This window comes from Amphritea opalescens, assembly GCF_003957515.1.
GTDB classification, from domain to species: domain Bacteria; phylum Pseudomonadota; class Gammaproteobacteria; order Pseudomonadales; family Balneatricaceae; genus Amphritea; species Amphritea opalescens.
Map to the genome: position 1 here is coordinate 60,790 of NZ_RQXW01000015.1, position 18,791 is coordinate 79,580.

Here is an 18,791-nt window from a genome sequence, read left to right on the forward strand (position 1 = left end):
TGAGCGCCGCGACCTGATCTTATGAGTTCAACACGCGATACTGGCTCTCCAGTTCACTAACCCCCAAACCACTCTTTTTAATCACCCTCAGCTGCGCAGGAATCCGCTCTTTCATCGCTTCGATATGACTGATCACACCGATCATCTTGCCTGACGCATTCAGGTTATCCAAAGCATCGAGGGCAATATCCAACGTTTCGCTATCCAGTGTCCCGAAGCCCTCATCAAGAAATAGCGAATCGATACTGGTTTTATGGCTCACCAGATCGGAGAGCGCCAATGCCAATGCCAAGCTCACCAAAAAGCTTTCACCACCGGACAGGGTTTTGGTATCCCGTTCGATATCCCCCTGCCAAGTATCAAGCACACTGAGTTCTAGCCCTGCGTCTTGTTTTCGCTTCAACAGATAGCGACCATGTAGGCGTTCCAACTGTTGATTGGCCAGATGGATCAGGTTATCGAGGGTCAGCCCCTGCGCGAACTTACGAAACTTATCCCCTTTTTGTGACCCGATCAGTGAATGCAGATATTGGATATCATCATACTGTTCGGTGTACGCCTCAATCTCAGCAAACAGCGCCTGTTGACCCTCACGACGCATCCCATCGGAGGTCAGTTCTTGATTAATCTCACCCCCCCGTTTAACCAATTGCTCAGCCCTGTTATTCAGGTCCGTACGCTGCACTTCGATAGATGCCAATGGGACTTGCTGATACTCCGCGGCAAGGGGATTTGCCAGAATCTCTTTCACCGATTGCTCTGCGCCGTCCAGTAATGTTTGGGCCTGTAACAGCTCATCATCCAGTGCTTTTTTCTGCTCAAGCAGCGCCTTTCGTTCCGGCTCAGGCAACAAGGCTTGCTGAAAGTCGGCTTCACTATTAAACGGACTTTCCGCCAATGCATTTATCCACAGAGCATGCCGCTTATCGAGTCGTTCTTGCAACTCACTCAAGCCTTGCTGCTGACTTTTTAATTCAGCTAGCAGTGCTTGATAATCTCGGGTCAATGTCTGGCTCTTCTCCTGAGCATTGCTGTAATCATGCTCGGTCCGTTGCAGATGCTGCGCACTTTTCTGACGTTCGTCGCTAACGAGTTGATCCCCAAAAAGAGCCCGACGCTGCGTTTGGAGTTCAAGCAATGACTGCTTAAGCTCCTGCTGTTCCTGCTGAAGCTGAGTCAGTTGCCCGACCGACTCATTCAGTTGCTGTTGGCAATGGGCCTGCTCGTTTTTGAGACGATCTAACTCGCGGTTCAGTCCTTCCTGTTGACCGCTATAAATATCCCACTGCTTAGCATCCGACTGCTTCGCCTCCAGCCAAGCGTGCAACTGTTCTGGCTCGGGTAAGACATACCCCTGTTCGGTGAGCTGCGCGGCAAATTGATCTCTTAGCCCGCCAACCCTTGCCGTCAGCCTGCTTTTCTCCTGCTGAACAGTATGCAGGCGCTCAGTGTTATTCTTCAGCGCTTGTTGGTTCAACGCGAGTTTATTGTTGAGCTGGTCCACATTACGCTGGGCAGCATCCCAGCGCTGTTTCGCCTCATCTCTGTGTTGATGCAAGGTTTTAAGTTGCTGAATTGCAGCTAGACACTGTTGCCGTTTGCCTTTTTCAGCGACTTCATACTGCTGTAAACCTTGTTGATCACCAATCGGGAACGGAAGTTTAAGATCGTTCGATTGCCACTGCTGTTCTAGATGAGACTGTTCATTGCGGATCGCGCTTAAGCGCTGCACTAATTCCTGCAGGTGGCGCTGCAGCGATTCCAATTTGTTGGCCGCGTTTATCCCCTGTTCTTTAATCGCCGCCAATGCCTGTTCAGCTAAATCTCGATCTTGAATGGTCTGAGAGGGGTCCGATTGAGGCGTTTCCCCATGAGAATGATCGAGTTTAGGGTGCTCATGGGCACCACACAGAGGACATGCCTCTCCCGCCTGAAGGTTGGCACGAAACTGGGCGAGCTGCTCGTCCTGACTCACCAGTTGACTCAGCACCCTCACGAGCTGCTGCTGTTTTTCATATTCCTGCCGTAGCTGCTCGCGTGTTTCTGTTACTTTTGCCTGCTCGGTCCGTTTATCCTGTTCCTCGGCTTGCTTCTTGAGTCGTTCAGCCTCCAGTTCTTGCCAGCGGTGACCGACCGACTGTAACGCTAGCCATCGCGTGTAATCGGTATTCTGCTGTTCCCGCTGCTGCTCTAAACGATCTAAGTCGCCCTGCTCACAGGCTTTCGAATAGTCATTATTGGCCTGCTGCCAACTCTGTTCTAGTTTACCGGCCTCTGTCAGGGCCTTGTGGTATTGCTGTTCTTCTGCCGCCTGTGAACCCTGTTGCTGGCTTAGCTGTTGCTGTAACGCTGCCTCTGTTTCACACTGAGTCTTTAATAGGCCCTCATCGGTCAAAATCTGTTGAGCTTGATGCTGCCACTGCCCCAAATACTGTTTGAGCGATTCATCAGCCCGATGCTGCTGCCGATAGTCTTCAACCTCTTTCAGCGCCGCCGTCTGCTTGTCGATTTGCTCACTGAGTGATCTAAGTTGCTGCTGACTGCTATCACGCTTCGCCGCAAGCGCTGCCAGTTGTTGCTCTTTATCCTTGAGTTTGTCCTGTTCAGCCGTAATCTTTTGATCCAGCGGCACGACCTGTTCATTAATCAGGCGTTCCTGCTCTGCGTGACGCTCTTTTGCTGTGTTCAAGGCCACTCGCTGCTGTTCAAGGGCTGTAACCGCGGCTTCCTGTTGGTTTTTAGCATGTGGTGCTAAGGCCTGCTTTTCGTTATGGCGTGTTTCAGCGGCGCTATGTTGCGACAGGGCTTCCTGCCATAGCGTAAAAGGAGTTTTAAGCTGCTCCGCCGGTTCACTCTGCTGTAGCCGCAATAGATCGGGCTGCGCTTGGCTCTGCTGCTGTTTGGCCCTCTGTAACCGCTCAGTGTTAATGGTGACCGTCTGTTGTCCGCGATTATATTGCTGCCACCAGCTTAAGTGGGCATCAACGGCGGCAATCTTGCCTTTATTGATCGCCTGTTGCTGTTGTAGCTCGGTTAACTCATCTTGCAGTCGTTGTTTCTCTTCATCAGAGAGTAACTGCACACCTTTCGCTTGTGAATTAAGCTCTGCTAGCCTCTGCTTCGCCTCGCTAAAGTGCAGATGCACCCGTTCCGAAATTTGGCCGTAGATTTCAGTACCGGTTAACTCCTCTAACAATTCCGCACGTTCGGCTTCTCGAGCATTCAAGAAGGCGGCGAACTCCCCTTGAGACAGCAACATTGATTTGGTAAAACGCGCAAAATCTAAACCGGTGATCCGCTCGATCTCATCACTTTTTTGCCGAATCTGGGTGGCTAATACAGTCCCAGACACCACTTCCGCCAACTCGACATCCGCCTGTTGTAAATTCCCCTCGGCCTTACCGCGAGAACGTCGCATACTCCAATGAGCGCGGTACGCCTTACCCTTTACTTCAAACTGAACTTCGGCCGAACAATCCGCGGTGCCTCGGGTCATAATCTCGTTCGTGGATGATGAAACCTGACCTAACCTTGGGGTCTGATGATAAAGCGCCAAACAGATCGCATCGAGCAAGGTCGTTTTACCCGCACCGGTGGGGCCGGTAATGGCAAATAAGCCATTATCAACAAAGGGGGATTGGGTAAAATCGATCTTCCACTCGCCCTTCAGCGAGTTCAGGTTTTTAAACTGGAGACTTAAAATCTTCATACGTTTGGCTCCCCATCCTGTACTTCCGCCAATATCTGTCGAAACTGCGTTTTTATTCTAGCCAACCGCAACTGCTCCTCTTCTCCCTCGAAGCTCTCAAGCTCTAATCGTTTAGTGAACACATCCTGGGGGGTAAGCTCGGCTAAGGTTTCCCGCGCGACCTGCGTTAAGGCCTGTTTAGCCGTATGGCGTGAGCGGCGCAACTGTAATACCTCAACCGGCAACCCCTCGGTTAGCCCTTGGATTCGTTGTGCTAGATCGGTGAGATAATCTTCAATCTCAACCTCGATACAGAGCCATACCGGTGGTGAATCCGTATCAACCCCCTGTTCATCTCGATGCGACGCGATAGCAGCCAACTGTGTTTCGATCGAACTCAGGTTCCCCTTGATCACCGCCATCGGCTGAAATCTAGGGACATCAATCGGCGTAATAGCAACCCGCTCAGCACCCTCAAACTCCACCATGACCACCTGTTTGGTTGTTTTCAACTCATCAAAGCTCAATGGAATAGGCGAGCCGCTGTAACGAATATGCTCAGATTTCGCGACCATTTGTGGCCGATGAATATGACCCAGCGCGATATAGTCTGCCGGTGGGAATCCATCCGCGGCAAAGCCATCGAGTGTCCCAATATAGATATCACGCACCGAGTCTGACTGACTCACCCCCAGCGCGGTCAGATGGCCGGTCGCAATAATAGGCACCTCTAACTGCTTGGCCTGTCGGTCGGCCAAGGCGGCTTGATAGAGCTGATGATAGTGCGCTTTAATCGCCTCACCCAGTGCCTGGCGTTTTTCCAAACCCGACTCACCTGCCCGACTCTGAACCACATCACGGGGGCGAATAAAGGGGATCGCACAGACAATCGCGCCGATCTCACCAGTACGATTACGTAACTCGATAATCTGCTGACAACCTTGATCCGACGCCATGCTAGCGGAGGTATTAGACCCAAGATCTAACGAGTGACTGGCAATAGCCTGAGCAACCACATGCGTATTCAGACAGGCCACCAGCTGCTTCGATTCATTCAGGGTAGAGACCGAATCATGATTACCACCCAACACCACCAGCGTACAATTCAGCCGGCTGATGTCGACGATAAACCGGTTATACATCTCTCGGGCATAGCTGGGCGGCGTACCCGTATCAAAAATATCACCCGCCACAATCACCGCATCGATGTTATGGGCAGACACCTGCGCCAATAACCAGTCGAGAAACAACTGATGCTCAGCTTTACGACTCTTAGTAAAAAAACTCTGACCCAGATGCCAATCAGAAGTATGAAGAATTTTCATTACGATCGCCCATAACCATCAAAAAAGAGCCATAGATTATCACAACAGCCTCTCTCGCTAGATCGATTTTTAGTTAACCGAAGTAACTTTGTGTAAAATCAAATATTGCTAGATATTTCTGTTTCAGAGGTCCAGCTTATATCTTAGAATGGCGCCGCTATCCCTGCCTCGTCGCAGGGCTATCTCAGCCCTATTTCAGAGATCTATTTAATAGGTCTGCTTAAGAGAGCTTTTCTCTGAACTATTAGCTCAGATCTATTGCCCAGCCCGGCAAACAACTTTAGGAAACACGCCCATGGCATTTGATATTACCGCAGCAATCAACATCATGGGCCTGTCCGCTGTGGCGGTATTTGCCATCTCCGGTGCGCTTGATGCTGCACGGCAAAAGATGGACATTCTCGGTTTTCTACTGATCGGTACGGTCACAGGCCTCGGCGGCGGCACCGTGCGCGACCTATTGCTTGGCAAGTTACCGGTGTTATGGATACGAGAGCCGGTTTGGATCATTGTCTGTCTAATCGCATCCGCCATCACCTACTTTATCGCTCCTAAGTTGGTGTCACGAACCCGTGCACTAATCTGGATGGATGCCGTAGGGATTGCCCTATTCGCGGTGGTCGGCACAGAGATTGGACTTAACTTTGGCACCTCCCCCCTAATCGCGGTGTGTATGGGAGTGATGACAGCCAGCTTCGGCGGTATCGCCCGTGACCTACTCTGCGGTAGTAACCTAACATTGATGAATGAAGAGCTTTATATCACCACCATGCTGGCGGGCTCAGTAACCTATTTGATACTCCATGAGCTCCACCTTCCCGACAACTACGATTTGATCGGTGGCTTTCTAGTGGCCTTTATTTTAAGAGCCTTGGCCATCATCTTTAAGCTCAAGTTACCCAATATCTATCGCCAATAGCGCCAAGTAAACAGCAAAAGGGCGTGTTAAGAATATAAAGCACCTTCAAGCTAACGCGCTCAGTAATAGCATCAATACAGATTAACGATTTAGGAAAACGATATGGATTTCATTCAAACTCAACACCCCGACTTTAAACTCCGGCACGGTATCCCTGATGATGCAGGCTTAGTGGTCAACTATATGAAGAAGTTGGGTGCCTATCAAAAAATGCTGGATAAGATCACCGCCACCGAAGCAAGCATTCGCCAGTTGTTAAGTGATGACAAGGGAGAAGCTATTTTTGGTGAACTGGATGGCGAAACCGTCGGCTTTATCTATTTCTATCAAAACTCTTCTGCGTTTACCGGGCAATCCGGCTTATATATTGACGGCTTCTTTATTGATCAACAGGTTCAATCAAAAGGGCTAGGGCAGATCATGATCGCTTATATGGCAAAACTGGCGCTAGAGCGGGGCTGCCAACGCCTGGAGTGGGGCTGTCTCGACTGGAATGAACCCGCCATTAATTTCTATCGAAAAATGGGCGCGTACAGCGTCGATGAAATGACGATCTACCGTTTCTCACCGGAGCAACTGCAGGATAACGCAGCCCAGTTTTAAGCGGTCTGCGTGATACACCCCTTAGATCGTCCTAAAACACCGATCTAAGGGTAAAAGCTAAACGTCTGCTCTTAGCAACTATTGTTTTTCCGCCTGAGCTAACTGCTCAGCCATCTGACTTTTAATCAATGCCACCTGCTGTTTAAAGGCGCCGCGCTTATTGCGAGGAATCGTCTGTACCACCGGAATCGGTGCCGTCATCGCATTCACCGGACGACCATTCACATGCAACTCATAATGTAGATGGGCGCCGGTCGAGCGACCAGAATTACCCGATGCAGCGATCTTTTGCCCACGGGAAACCTTCTGCCCTTTACGCACATAGGCTTTGCTCAGGTGTAGATAACGGGTTTTATATTTACGGTTATGCTGAATCTCGATATACAGGCCAGCGTAACGATGCTTGATAACCCGAGAGACCACACCGTCACCGGCGGCCAATACCGGCGTACCGATACCCACCGCAAAGTCGGTGCCGTTATGGGGCCGGATCATCTTGGTGATAGGGTGCCTGCGTTTAGGGTTAAAACTTGACGAAATACGATAGCGTTTTGCCAGTGGAATCCGCTGAAAGGCTTTTTCTAGACTCTCACCTTCGGCATCAAAATAGTTATCATCAAACAAAAACGCCGATTGTTTGCGTATCGCACCATCATAGACGAAGCCTTCAATAATACTGCTGCCGGTGTATTCACCGTTGACATATTGACGGGACACCGCCAACTGAAACTTATCCCCAGCACGTAGATGGCTTCTGAAGTTCATCCGCTCTTTGAGCAAATGGGTTACCTGATAGGCCTCGGCAATCCGCGCGCCAGCCCGTTTCATCGACCGTGGCAGATCACCCTCGACCGTGCCGCTAATAATCTCCCGACGATAACCGCCCTTCTCGATATACTCCTTAAACTCGAAATCGCCCTTCTCTCCGCGATCAAAAACCACCTTATAGGTCAGCCCAGAACGGAAGATAAACTGTTTCAAGCCGTTTTCATCGAAGTTAAACCCTAACTGATGGCCCGGCTGAATAGTATCCAAGGCCAATAAGTTAACATCGGCTTCCATTAATTTATAAAGAGTGGATTGGGATATATGTAAAAGATCAAAAATAGTACTCAGCATATCCCCTTTTTGCACCACATAACTGATGGAGGGGTTCTCATCTGAACTCGGCTCATGGGTCTCGGCCTGCTCATCAACGGTAACGACGGGGTCATCCAGCTCTAGAGGTAAAGTACTTCTGAACTGACCTGGAGGAACAGGCACAGCAGAACTATTTTCCGATAGCATCACAGACACCAACAGAATAATAAAAACACTCCCCAATACAATACGATGCGGGGTTGGAAGGTGACTCAACAAATTTGTAGCTGAGCTAACAAGCGACTTAAGTCGCGCAATAATATGACCAATTTTCAAACGCTGCTACTCTAACTCAATGCTACTTATACGGTAATCGTCTCTCTACGCTGATGCTCAGACCATCAAGGTAGAGAATTGTTCCCTGAATTATGCCTGAAATATGGCAAAATTACCTCCGCCTGATTAGTGGTATGAACGCTTTCTGCTACAATGGCGCCTCGATATCCAGAGTTTCGGAGATAGTGCTTTGACCCAGTTTCGCCCCTGTATCGACCTGCACCAAGGTCAGGTAAAACAGATTGTTGGTGGTAGCCTGAATGATCAAGGCGCTAAGACCAACTTTGTTAGTCAATATGATGCTGAATACTACGCAACACTGTATCGCAAACATAACCTAACCGGTGGCCATGTCATCGCGTTGGGGCCTGGCAACCAAGAACAGGCGCTCAAAGCCCTAGCCGCCTGGCCTGAGGGTTTGCAGTTTGGTGGTGGCGTTAATAACGACAATGCAGCCGCGTTTATTGAGGCCGGGGCATCCCATGTAATCGTCACCTCCTATCTCTTTGATGGGGGGCAGTTTAGCTGGGATAAACTCAATAAGATCAAAGCGCAAACCGGTGCAGAGCATCTTATTTTAGATCTCAGCTGTCGCCGTACCGACGACGGCTGGCATATCGCCACCGACCGCTGGCAAACGGTCACCGAAACGCCGGTCAACGCAGAAACACTGGCTGAACTGAGCCAGCACTGTGCCGAGTTTCTGATCCACGCGGCGGATGTCGAAGGTTTACAAGGCGGTATAGATGAAGCGTTAGTCACGCTGCTAGGCCAAGCCTGCCCTATTCCGGTGACCTATGCGGGTGGTGCCCGTTCGCTAGAGGATTTAAAGCTGGTCGATCGGTTATCCGCAGGACGGGTTGATCTGACCATCGGCAGTGCACTGGATATTTTTGGCGGCACAGGCATCACGCTGGAGCAATGCATTGAGTGGAATAACCGTTAAAGCCGCTTGCTTCATACTACTGCTGATTATCGGCGGATGTAGTGAGCAAACAGCGCTAAAATATATCCCTCCCGAAGGCGTTATTCTCGCCTTTGGCGATAGTTTAACGCAAGGCGTGGGAAGTTCGAATGATGGTGACTACCCTAGCCAGCTGCAGCAACTCACAGGACGAACCGTTATCAATGCGGGAATCTCCGGTGAAGTCTCGCGCGACGGGTTACAACGTTTGCCGGCATTACTCCAACAATACCAACCCAACCTGTTAATTCTGCTGGAAGGGGGTAACGATATCCTGCGCAACCAAGATAAAACTATCCTTAAGCACAATTTGGCGCAGATGATCACCCAAGCACAACAACAGCATATCGACGTTGTTCTCGTGGCCGTGCCGGAAAAAAAGCTATTCTCCAATAGCGCACCACTGTACCGCGAATTAGCCGAAGAATACGCCTTAGTCTGGGAGCCAGAGATCATTGCTGAGCTTCTGCGCAGCCCATCATACAAATCCGACGCGGTGCATTTTAATAATCAGGGCTATCAAGCACTCGCTGCCCGTATCAACGCTCTATTAAAAGAACATAACGCATTATAATTAATGGAATTTTTTCTAGTTTAGCCGGTCTTAGCTTGACGCCTTACCATTAACAACAGAGCTGCTGTATAAATCCTATGTTGCTACGCATTTCATCTATCGCACTAACGGTTCTACTCGCTGGTCAGTGCCATTTAGCCATCGCCCAAAATAGCCAAGAGCGCCTATCGGTGACTAAGGTATCGATTTCCCAGTTTCGGCAACTATCCGTCAGGGTACTTTCCGCCTATAAAATTCCGCCTCGCTATATTGGTTCTACCGAACAGTGGCACCTCTTTCTCAAGAAAGAAACCCGCAACGCGGTAGGCAAAAAGTTCAGCACAATCTTTGGCTATAAAATACCTCGCAACCATAGCAGCGTCGAACATGGTTGGGATATTCAACTACCGACAGCCAGTATTGACCCAGATAATTGCCCCAAGGTCAGCCATTACAACAGCGACAAAAGCGGCTTCAGTCTGCCTCCCGCAAAAGAGACCGCTAGCCGCTGCATAGACCGATAACAGGCAGAATAAACAAACCACGGGCGCGGCTTTTGATCCCATTCAAATTAAACATGATTAACCCAACCCAGAGTCAACAACAGGATGCTGAATACGGCTATCCATCACACCAACGTCATGCAATGAACAATGTCAGTACTTTAAAATGTATCGTCACAAAATAAGCCTAAGCAGCGTTAAGAAAGCTAAAGTGTTGATCTACGGACGGGAAACGATTAATTTTCAGCCTCACCAACATTCTCTGCCATAATTGTTAAGGTTATTTTAAGCTTTAGTGATTAAACTGAAACCAATTATCAGTCATTCCGTACGGAGTACATATTATGCGTAAAGCAACTCTCGGCAAAGTCGGCATTACGCTGCTTTCTTGCAGCATCACAGCCACCGCCTTTGGCGGCTTTGGAGATTTACTCAAAAAAGTAGAAGAAGGTGGCAAGCAACTCATCGAACAGCAAGACTCATCTTCATCTTCATCTTCGAGCAGCTCGGCTAGCAGTAGCCTCGACTATGACACCATCATCGCCGGTCTAAAAGAAGCACTCGAAATCGGTAGCCGCGAAGCGATCGAATCCGTCAGTCAGACAGATGGTTATTTTAGTAATGATCTCATCAAAATCCCCTTACCCGATCAATTAGAACAGGCAAGCGGTCTGTTGGAAAAGTTTGGCCTAGGTTCTCAGGTTGAGGCATTTGAGCTGAGCATGAACCGCGCCGCCGAACAAGCAGCGCCCGAAGCAACCGAAATACTGGTTGACGCGATTAAAGAGATGAGCATCGAGGATGCCAAGACTATTTTGAATGGCTCGGATGACGCCGCTACCGAATACTTCCGCGAGAAAACCTCAAGCAGCTTAGAAGCACTGTTTCGCCCATCGGTTAAAAGCTCGATGGATCAGGTTGGGGTGACTAAATCCTATAGCGACCTAACGAAACAAGCGGCTCAGGTACCGATGGTAGGTGATTTCGCTGAAGACTATAATCTTGAAAACTATGTCACTGAGGGCGCATTAAATGGCCTATTTACCATGATAGCGGCCGAAGAGAAAAAAATCCGTGAAAACCCAGCGGCCCGTACCACCGACTTACTAAAACAAGTATTCGACTTTTAAGGAATCATAATGCTTAAGAAATACCTGCTATCAATATTACTGAGCGTCACGCTGTTCAGCCCAGCGTTTGCCGATGATCTCAACCCTGTCGTGGTGATGACCACCAGCGCTGGGGTTATCGAGCTAGAGCTAATGCCTGAACAAGCGCCGCTCACCGTGGCCAATTTCCTGCGCTATGTTGATAGCGGTTTCTTTACCGACACGATTTTCCACCGAGTCATCGATAACTTTATGATTCAAGGTGGCGGATTCAGTGCTGATCTGGAGCGTAAGGACACCCTACCTCCGGTCCGTAATGAATCGGCCAACGGTCTGCCCAATATGCGCGGCACCATTGCGATGGCCCGCACTAACGACCCTGACAGTGCAACATCACAGTTCTTTATCAACCTGAAGAACAATGATTTCCTTAATGCCAAAGGTCCTCGCCCCGGTTATGCGGTATTCGGTAAGGTGATCAACGGTATGGATATCATCACTCAGATTGGCCATGTGCAAACCGGCCGCCAAGGGCCGTATAGCGATGTGCCTGTTGAGCCTATTGTGATTCAAAGTGTCGTTTTGAAATAAAGCCGTCACCCGAAGTCCGAATCAATAAAGCATTCGGGCTTCGGTTTTTTAACCTCTATCGACCGCGACATAAGCGCCGTCAAGTGTCATCGCCAGGGTATCTCCCTGACGAATCTCAACCTTCAAGTGAAGACGACCCCGACCTTTAGTCTCCATGTAGCTCATAAAGCTATCCAACTCAGCCTGCTCGGGCAGCACCGTTATGGCGGAAAAATCGTCTGATACGGGGGCCAAATATTTCAGCTGACTATCGCGAATCATAACATCACAATCCCTGCCCTGCTCACGCAGATATAAGGTTACGATCGCCCAGCCACATAGGGTTGCAAGGGTCGCCAATGAGCCGCCAAAACCGGTACCCTTATCATTCACATTAGGGGCCAGCGCAGCTGTCAAGACGAGTGATCGACCATCATAGACCGGCTCCCCCAATCCCATATGACTAATCAATGGAATTTGATCTTTAAGCCACCCTTGAAATAGTTCTGCGGTTTGCTGGTGATTCATACGCTTAACCCCCTTCTGTCAGGAATGCTTAACCCCAGTCGCTAACAAACTGATCGATATCAGGCTGAGGCGCCGTACGCTCTCGCATCGGCGTGCCCACATAGAGGTAACCGACGATCTCTTCCCCCTCCTGCAAACCTAGCCCTTCCATCACCACCGGATGATAGGCGAGTTCACCGGTACGCCAAATGGCGCCTAATCCCTGTGCATGGGCCGCCAATAACATGTTCTGTACAGCACAGCTGGCCGCAATCACCTGTTCAGAACGGGGCACCTTAGGATGATCTTTAGTCGAGGCGATCGCCACAATAATCAGCGGCGCGCGTAACGGCATATTTTTGAATTTCGTTTGCTGCTCGGGTGAAAGCGACTGATCCGCTGCCATCGCGCGGAGATACAACTCACCCAATTTTTGCCGCGCATCACCGGCAATATTCAGAAAACGCCATGGCTGAATCGCCCCGTGATCCGGTGCCCGCACGGCGGCGCGGTACATATTATCCAACTGTTGTGACGTTGGTCCTGGGGCTTCCAATGCGGCGATAGACACCCGCTGATGTAGATTACTCAATGCGTCCATGTGAACTCCTGTTATTGGCGACTTAAACGAAGGTTAACAGGCTCACCTGCTTCACTGCTACGCCATGGATTAATATCCAATCCACCCCGTCTCAGATAACGGGCATAAACCGTTAGTTTTTCTGGCTGACAAACCCGCCAGATATCCATAAAAATAGACTCGACACACTGCTCATGAAAATCACCGTGTTCACGGTAAGAGATCAGATATTGCAATAAACCCGCCCTATCGATACTAGGCCCTCGATATTCGATCGAGATACTGGCCCAGTCCGGCTGGCCGGTTACCGGGCAGTTGGACTTCAACAGATGGCTATATAAGGTCTCTTCAACAACGTCGCCCGCCGCGCTTAGACGCTGAGGCGCAGGGCTATAATCACTGACCTCAATATCCAGCTCATCCAGACACTCACCCGCAAACTGACTCATCGCATCGCGGTTATCCACCGACCGCAATAGCACCCCGACTTCGCCACCCGCTGTAGCAGAAAGATCGGCAACCATCCGCGTTTGAACCTCAGCCTCGTTCGCAAAGCGGGTCAAATTAAACGAGTTAAGATAGAGCTTGAACGATTTCGACTCAATGATATGGGTGCTAGCCGCCGGAATCCGAAACTCTGCCAAGCGAACAACTGGTTTTCCTCGGCTATCTAACCAAGACACTTCATAAGCGTTCCAGATATCACAGCCCTGAAAGGGCAACGCTCTACGCTCAACCCCCTGCGCCTGCCAGTTAAGATCCCGTGCGATAGGGTATAGCAGCGATGCATCGTATTGATTAACATACTCGGTATCCGCCCCTAGAGGTGCATGATCCAGCGCACTTTGTTGATCTTTCATCTGCAGCCCTCTTTACTGTCGTATACCTTTGCCCGTATTGAGCAGGTACATGGAATAACTAAATAACACCACGATGACACCAATAATCATGGCATAAGCCAAACCAATATTGATATCACTCACCCCTAGAATGCCATAACGGAAGGTATTCACTATATACAGTATGGGGTTCAGCTGGGACACGCCCTGCCAAAACTCGGGCAGTAAGTTAATGGAGTAAAACACACCACCCAGATAAGTCAAAGGTGTCAGCACAAAGGTGGGGATGATCGATATATGATCAAAGCTATTGGCAAAAATAGCGTTAATAAAACCACCCAATGAAAACAAAACCGCTGTCAAAAAGACAATAGAGATAATGACCCAGATATTGTGTATATGCAGATCGGTAAAGAACAGCGACAGGGTAGTGACGATCAGGCCCACCAATAGCCCCCGTACAGAACCACCCAGCACATAGCCCGCTAAGATAATCCAATTGGGCGTCGGTGATACCAGCAGCTCTTCGATATGGCGTTGATACTTAGTGCTATAGAAAGAGGACACGACGTTACTATATGAATTAATGATCACCGACATCATAATCAGGCCGGGAACAATAAATTGCATATAATCAAAGCCGCCCATCTCACCGATACGCGAACCGATCAAATTACCAAAAATAATAAAATACAGGGTCATGGTAATCGCGGGGGGCAACAAGGTTTGTCCCCAGATGCGAGTGAAACGGCGCACCTCTTTGACTAACAGTGTCCAGAAGGCGATGAATAGTTGTTTATTACTCATTATTTTCACCTACCTTACTGTTTTTCTCAGGTAGGGTCTTATCCACCAAGGAAACAAACAGCTCTTCCAAACGATTACTCTTATTACGCATACTGGTTACTTCGATCCCCTGCTCGCTTAGCTGACTAAATAAGCGATTCATCCCCTGTGACTTTTCTACATCCACCCGTAAAGAAAGATCCTGTTGCAGCGCCACGTGGTAACCCTCGAGTACAGGGCATTCATCTAGCGTTGGGCTAACATCAAGAATAAAGGTTTCGGTATTCAACTGCTGCAACAGGTCGCGCATACTCGAATTTTTAACAATCACACCACGATCGATAATACCGATATGACGGCAAAGGCTTTCCGCTTCTTCAAGATAGTGGGTGGTCAGTATAATGGTTGTCCCGCTCGCATTCAGCTCCTGTAAGAACTCCCACATTGAACGACGCAGCTCAATATCGACCCCTGCTGTGGGTTCATCCAGAATCAGCAAGCGCGGCTGATGCACTAGGGCGCGGGCAATCATCAAACGTCGTTTCATGCCTCCAGAAAGGCTTCTCGATGGCTCATCGCGCTTATCCCATAAGCCCAGCTTACGCAGATAAAATTCACTCCGCTGTTTCGCTTCGCCAGCTGAAATGCCGTAATAACCGGCTTGAGTAATCAAAATATCTTCGACTTTCTCGAACATATTAAAATTAAACTCTTGAGGTACAACGCCCAGCTCACACTTAGCCTTATCCGACTGACTATCGAGGTCGTAACCAAATACCTTGACCTGACCGCTGGTTTTATTCACCAAAGAGGAAACGATCCCTAAGGTGGTTGATTTTCCTGCCCCATTGGGGCCTAGTAGCGCAAAAAAGTCACCTTCCTGCACCTCAAACGAGATACCTTTCAGTGCTTCAAAGCCATTGCCGTAAACTTTGCGCAGGTCTTTAATGGAGAGTGCAGTTGTCATGCAGTGTCCTGTGGAATATCTATAGGAGGGAAATTCTTGAAACGATTAAACAGCATAGATGGGGGCAAGCGCCGATCATTTCAACGGTTACTGCCACTTAAATTCTAGGTTAAAATGTCACTTTGTAACTGCCTATGACAGCACCGGAACACTATGACACCTTATCAGTTTCACCACCTCAACTTTCTCAAAATTGCTTACAACAATTTTATCCGCCAAGAGCCCTTCACTCTTGAAGAGATCTCAGCAGAAGAGGAGCAGTTCATTCTTGATTTCCAGCAACTGATCCACGATTTCGAGCAGGGCGAAGCACTGGTCTATGAAGAGGGTGAGCTGTTTCTCGACCGAGCATTTCGTATGTATCCTCAGCTAGCACACCTGATCGCCCGCGACTTACTATGGTTTTTCGGCGGTAGCTGTTTACACAATATGGCAGATGTCGAATTGGAAAAATTCCAACGCCTCGACGAGCTGCGCTTTGCTGCAGAGGAAAAGGGCGAGGAGTTCGATTACATCAACACCCGTGCCAGTATTTTCGGACAAAACTAATAGAGAACCCATCGCACACAGGCCGGCTAGCTGTTAATGGATATCGGTTAGATCAGATATCCTTCAATGGCGCTGTCTGGAGAACATATTGCAAACACTCTTCAGGCGGCAGCGGCTTACTAAAATAATACCCCTGAATAATCTGACAACTATTGTCCTTAAGGAAGGCCAGCTGTTCTGCGGTCTCAACCCCTTCCGCGACAACCTCTAGCCCCAATGTATGACACATCGCCAGTGTCGCTTTGATAATTGATTCATCGCTGCGATCAATACCAATATCTTTAACAAAACTCCGGTCAATTTTTAGCCGATCAATCGGTAATTTTTTCAGATAACTGAGAGACGAATAGCCGGTACCGAAATCATCCATCGCCAGCGTAATACCCTGCTCGCGCAAATAGGTCAGCTTGCCGATCGCCACTTCCGGCTGACGGATAACAAAGTTTTCGGTGACCTCTAACTCTAAGCAGTCGGGACTCAGCCCTGAAGCTTCCAGCGCCTCTTCTACGCTTTTAATCAAGCGTTCATGGGCTATCTGTTGTCCTGCCAGGTTAACCGACACCTTCATATCGGGAAGGCCAACCTCTATCCAAGCCTGCATCTGACGACACGCTTCACGAAGCACCCACTCACCGAGCGGCACAATCAGGTCTAACTCTTCCGCCAACGGAATAAAACGATCAGGAGGCAATAAACCCGCGCTAGGATGCTGCCAACGCACCAATGCCTCAACCCCCACCACATGGTGCGTCACTGCATCCACCTGGGGCTGATAATAAAGCACCAACTCATCATTCTGAATCGCTTTACGCAGGTCAGATCCCAACGAGAACCGCTCAAAGCGCTGATGGTCTTTCTCAACATCGTAGATGTAATAGCAGTTTTTACCGGCATCTTTAGCCTGAAACATCGCCACATCGGCATGTTTAATCAGGGTAGCGCCATCGACGCCATGATCGGGAAAGAGGCTAATACCGATACTGACGGTCACCACAATCTCATATTCACCGATCCAGAAAGGCTGCTGAAAGGCTTGCAGCACTTTACTGGCGACTACCTCTGCACCTTCCAGATCACGAATGCTCGTCAACAGAACGCTAAACTCATCGCCCCCCTGACGCGCCAATACATCCGTATCACGAATACAATCACTAATACGTCGGGTCGCCACTTTTAGTAACTTATCGCCCACTGTATGACCCAGTGAATCATTCACCTCTTTAAACCGGTCGAGATCGAGGAAGAGCACCCCGATATGGCTTTCTGGGCTGCGATTTTTTTCGATCGCATCGTTTAAGCAGCTCATAAAGAACACACGGTTAGGCCGCTCAGTCAGAGGGTCATGATTAACCAGCCATTGAAGACGACGCTCAGCCAATTTCCGGTCGCTAATATCCACCCCTATACTCAACATCAGCGGTTCATCATGGGATTTTCGCAGACGTACATGCAACCAAGAAAGATCATGCCGCGTACCGCTACTATCCAAGAGAACACTGTCGGTACGAACTTCGGTTTCCAGCCCCTCCATCAACCGGCCGGTATTAGCCAAAAAGTCGAGGCGCTCCTCTTCACGCTGTAACGTATCGAAAAAAGTGACTTTGCGGAAAGAGTGGCTATCCAAATCCATCAACTGCAAGCCAAAGTGATTAACACTGCGTAACTGCCCTTTACTGTTTTGGGTAATAATCACTAAGGGCGCGGTTTCTAACAGCCCAAACAGAAAATCACGCTCTTGGGTCAGGGCTTGTCGACTCTTCTCAAGACTATCGGTGCGTTCGGCGACTTCATCTTCCAGCCTTTCAAGCTGCTCACTCAACTGTATCGAGCTATGAACTAACAGGTCTCTCTCATCTTCACCGAAAACGATATCTCGATGACGAAATTGCGCCAACGTCTGACGAAACTCACTAAACTCGCCCCGACTGAGCAGCGACATCTGGTTCGCTAATTCGGTAAAGAACTGGATCGGCTTTTTCAATAACCATGACAATAACACCAGCGCAGTTAGAATCCCTCCCATCCCCAGCAGCAGGTAATTCAGCAAACTCTGGCGAATACTGAGTAAGTGACCGGATATATCATCCAACACCACCCAGTATGCCTGCCCTTCACTCAGCCCTTTTAACGGTGAAAAAAGCACTTCAAAATAACGATCATTATGCTCTAAAACATAACTCCCGCCGGCCGGATTAAAGCTCTGCTGCAGACTCAGCTGCTCTAATAACTCTTGATTTTGTGACCGATTGGTCAAGGAGTTAATCAACAAACCCCAGTTACCTAACTCCCCCACCCCTTCAGGAGCCCGCAGGGCTAAGCCAATATCGAGCTTGGTTTGTTGCTTGATATCATAAATCACATCATAGAGAAAACGGCCGACCATCAGTACGCCCAGCTTCTTCCCGCCCATCTGAATAGGGATAGCCACGTAACGCAAACAGACCGATGTACAGATCAGTTTTCTCAACGGCCGTTCGGTATCGTAAACCTGCTGAATCTCGGAAGTGCTGATATCCACCCGCTCCCCCCAAAAACCTACGGTACGGGCCTGACTATCAAACAGGTAGGCGGCATTCACAGAGCCGGTCAATTGGAAGGCGTCAAATTTGAGATCGATCAGCTCGGTCAGCTGCGCTAACGGGTCACTATAGTATGCTTGCGAACGGCTATCGATGAGCGGCAATAACTCGGCAACTTCGAGTAAGCGCTGATAAGAGGCGTCAACTGAGCCATCAAGACGGGCTATTTCAGATAGGTTGATCTGTTCGCGCTGCTGTTCAAACTGATCATTGAGCTGCGATAGCGAAAAAAAGGCGTACATCCCCTGCACCCCAACCAGCACGACCACGAGCAGGATGAAAATCTTCCACCGAATACTTAAAAACGTTCTGTGAGCACTTTTCATTTTATCTC

Annotated in this window: 17 protein-coding genes; 8 read left to right on the plus strand and 9 right to left on the minus strand. The window is 49.2% G+C overall.

Going from position 1 to position 18,791, the window contains the following annotated elements; all coding sequences use genetic code 11:
* Window positions 1-19: 19 nt before the first annotated feature.
* Together EH243_RS14805 and sbcD are read right to left on the minus strand one after the other, a co-directional pair.
* The gene (locus tag EH243_RS14805) at window positions 20-3,709 is read right to left on the minus strand and encodes an AAA family ATPase (protein WP_126159441.1); all 3,690 of its coding nucleotides are present in this window, start codon (window positions 3,707-3,709) and stop codon (window positions 20-22) included.
* On the minus strand, window positions 3,706-5,013 hold the full coding sequence (sbcD, locus tag EH243_RS14810; protein WP_126159442.1) for an exonuclease subunit SbcD: 1,308 nt from the start codon (window positions 5,011-5,013) through the stop codon (window positions 3,706-3,708). Before sbcD ends, EH243_RS14805 begins: the two co-directional genes overlap by 4 nt.
* A 295-nt stretch (window positions 5,014-5,308) precedes the next feature.
* Between sbcD and EH243_RS14815 the strand changes: the two genes are divergently transcribed.
* The gene (locus EH243_RS14815) at window positions 5,309-5,932 is read left to right on the plus strand and encodes a trimeric intracellular cation channel family protein (RefSeq protein ID WP_126159443.1); all 624 of its coding nucleotides are present in this window, start codon (window positions 5,309-5,311) and stop codon (window positions 5,930-5,932) included.
* A 102-nt stretch (window positions 5,933-6,034) separates the two neighbouring features.
* Window positions 6,035-6,535, plus strand: coding sequence for a GNAT family N-acetyltransferase (locus tag EH243_RS14820; RefSeq protein ID WP_126159444.1), 501 nt, complete (start codon window positions 6,035-6,037; stop codon window positions 6,533-6,535).
* Between the two features lie 78 nt (window positions 6,536-6,613).
* Here EH243_RS14820 and EH243_RS14825 read toward each other — a convergent pair whose 3' ends face one another.
* Window positions 6,614-7,891, minus strand: coding sequence for a peptidoglycan DD-metalloendopeptidase family protein (locus tag EH243_RS14825; protein ID WP_241235098.1), 1,278 nt, complete (start codon window positions 7,889-7,891; stop codon window positions 6,614-6,616).
* Between the two features lie 250 nt (window positions 7,892-8,141).
* On the opposite strand from EH243_RS14825, the gene hisA reads away from it, so the two are divergent.
* The 5 genes from hisA (at window position 8,142) to EH243_RS14850 (ending at window position 11,671) form a co-directional block, all read left to right on the plus strand.
* Window positions 8,142-8,897: a phosphoribosylformimino-5-aminoimidazole carboxamide ribotide isomerase gene (gene hisA / locus EH243_RS14830; RefSeq protein ID WP_126159445.1), complete on the plus strand. Its 756-nt coding sequence runs from the start codon at window positions 8,142-8,144 to the stop codon at window positions 8,895-8,897.
* On the plus strand, window positions 8,878-9,489 hold the full coding sequence (locus EH243_RS14835; RefSeq protein WP_126159446.1) for a GDSL-type esterase/lipase family protein: 612 nt from the start codon (window positions 8,878-8,880) through the stop codon (window positions 9,487-9,489). The genes hisA and EH243_RS14835 overlap by 20 nt, the downstream gene beginning before the upstream one ends.
* Before the next feature lie 77 nt (window positions 9,490-9,566).
* Window positions 9,567-9,992 (plus strand): hypothetical protein, encoded by a 426-nt coding sequence (locus EH243_RS14840; protein WP_126159447.1) that lies wholly within the window; start codon window positions 9,567-9,569, stop codon window positions 9,990-9,992.
* Between the two features lie 323 nt (window positions 9,993-10,315).
* Window positions 10,316-11,101: a DUF4197 domain-containing protein gene (locus EH243_RS14845; RefSeq protein WP_126159448.1), complete on the plus strand. Its 786-nt coding sequence runs from the start codon at window positions 10,316-10,318 to the stop codon at window positions 11,099-11,101.
* A 9-nt stretch (window positions 11,102-11,110) separates the two neighbouring features.
* Entirely contained in the window at window positions 11,111-11,671 is a 561-nt protein-coding gene (locus tag EH243_RS14850; protein ID WP_126159449.1) for a peptidylprolyl isomerase, read from the plus strand.
* A gap of 48 nt (window positions 11,672-11,719) precedes the next feature.
* Here EH243_RS14850 and EH243_RS14855 read toward each other — a convergent pair whose 3' ends face one another.
* From EH243_RS14855 to EH243_RS14875, 5 genes are read right to left on the minus strand one after another with little or no spacing between them, the layout of a single operon-like run.
* Complete coding sequence (locus tag EH243_RS14855; protein WP_126159450.1) at window positions 11,720-12,178, minus strand: YiiD C-terminal domain-containing protein; 459 nt, start codon at window positions 12,176-12,178, stop codon at window positions 11,720-11,722.
* Window positions 12,179-12,206: 28 nt separating this feature from the next.
* Window positions 12,207-12,758 (minus strand): nitroreductase family protein, encoded by a 552-nt coding sequence (locus EH243_RS14860; RefSeq protein WP_126159451.1) that lies wholly within the window; start codon window positions 12,756-12,758, stop codon window positions 12,207-12,209.
* Window positions 12,759-12,769: 11 nt separating this feature from the next.
* Entirely contained in the window at window positions 12,770-13,597 is an 828-nt protein-coding gene (gene queF, locus EH243_RS14865; RefSeq protein WP_126159452.1) for an NADPH-dependent 7-cyano-7-deazaguanine reductase QueF, read from the minus strand.
* A gap of 12 nt (window positions 13,598-13,609) precedes the next feature.
* Window positions 13,610-14,383, minus strand: coding sequence for an ABC transporter permease (locus EH243_RS14870; RefSeq protein ID WP_126159453.1), 774 nt, complete (start codon window positions 14,381-14,383; stop codon window positions 13,610-13,612).
* On the minus strand, window positions 14,376-15,329 hold the full coding sequence (locus EH243_RS14875; RefSeq protein WP_126159454.1) for an ABC transporter ATP-binding protein: 954 nt from the start codon (window positions 15,327-15,329) through the stop codon (window positions 14,376-14,378). The genes EH243_RS14870 and EH243_RS14875 overlap by 8 nt, the downstream gene beginning before the upstream one ends.
* A 153-nt stretch (window positions 15,330-15,482) precedes the next feature.
* Here EH243_RS14875 and EH243_RS14880 point away from each other — a divergent pair, with 153 nt between their 5' ends.
* Entirely contained in the window at window positions 15,483-15,878 is a 396-nt protein-coding gene (locus EH243_RS14880; protein WP_126159455.1) for a PA2817 family protein, read from the plus strand.
* A 52-nt stretch (window positions 15,879-15,930) separates the two neighbouring features.
* Here EH243_RS14880 and EH243_RS14885 read toward each other — a convergent pair whose 3' ends face one another.
* Window positions 15,931-18,783, minus strand: coding sequence for a bifunctional diguanylate cyclase/phosphodiesterase (locus tag EH243_RS14885; protein WP_126159456.1), 2,853 nt, complete (start codon window positions 18,781-18,783; stop codon window positions 15,931-15,933).
* Window positions 18,784-18,791 lie beyond the last annotated feature (8 nt).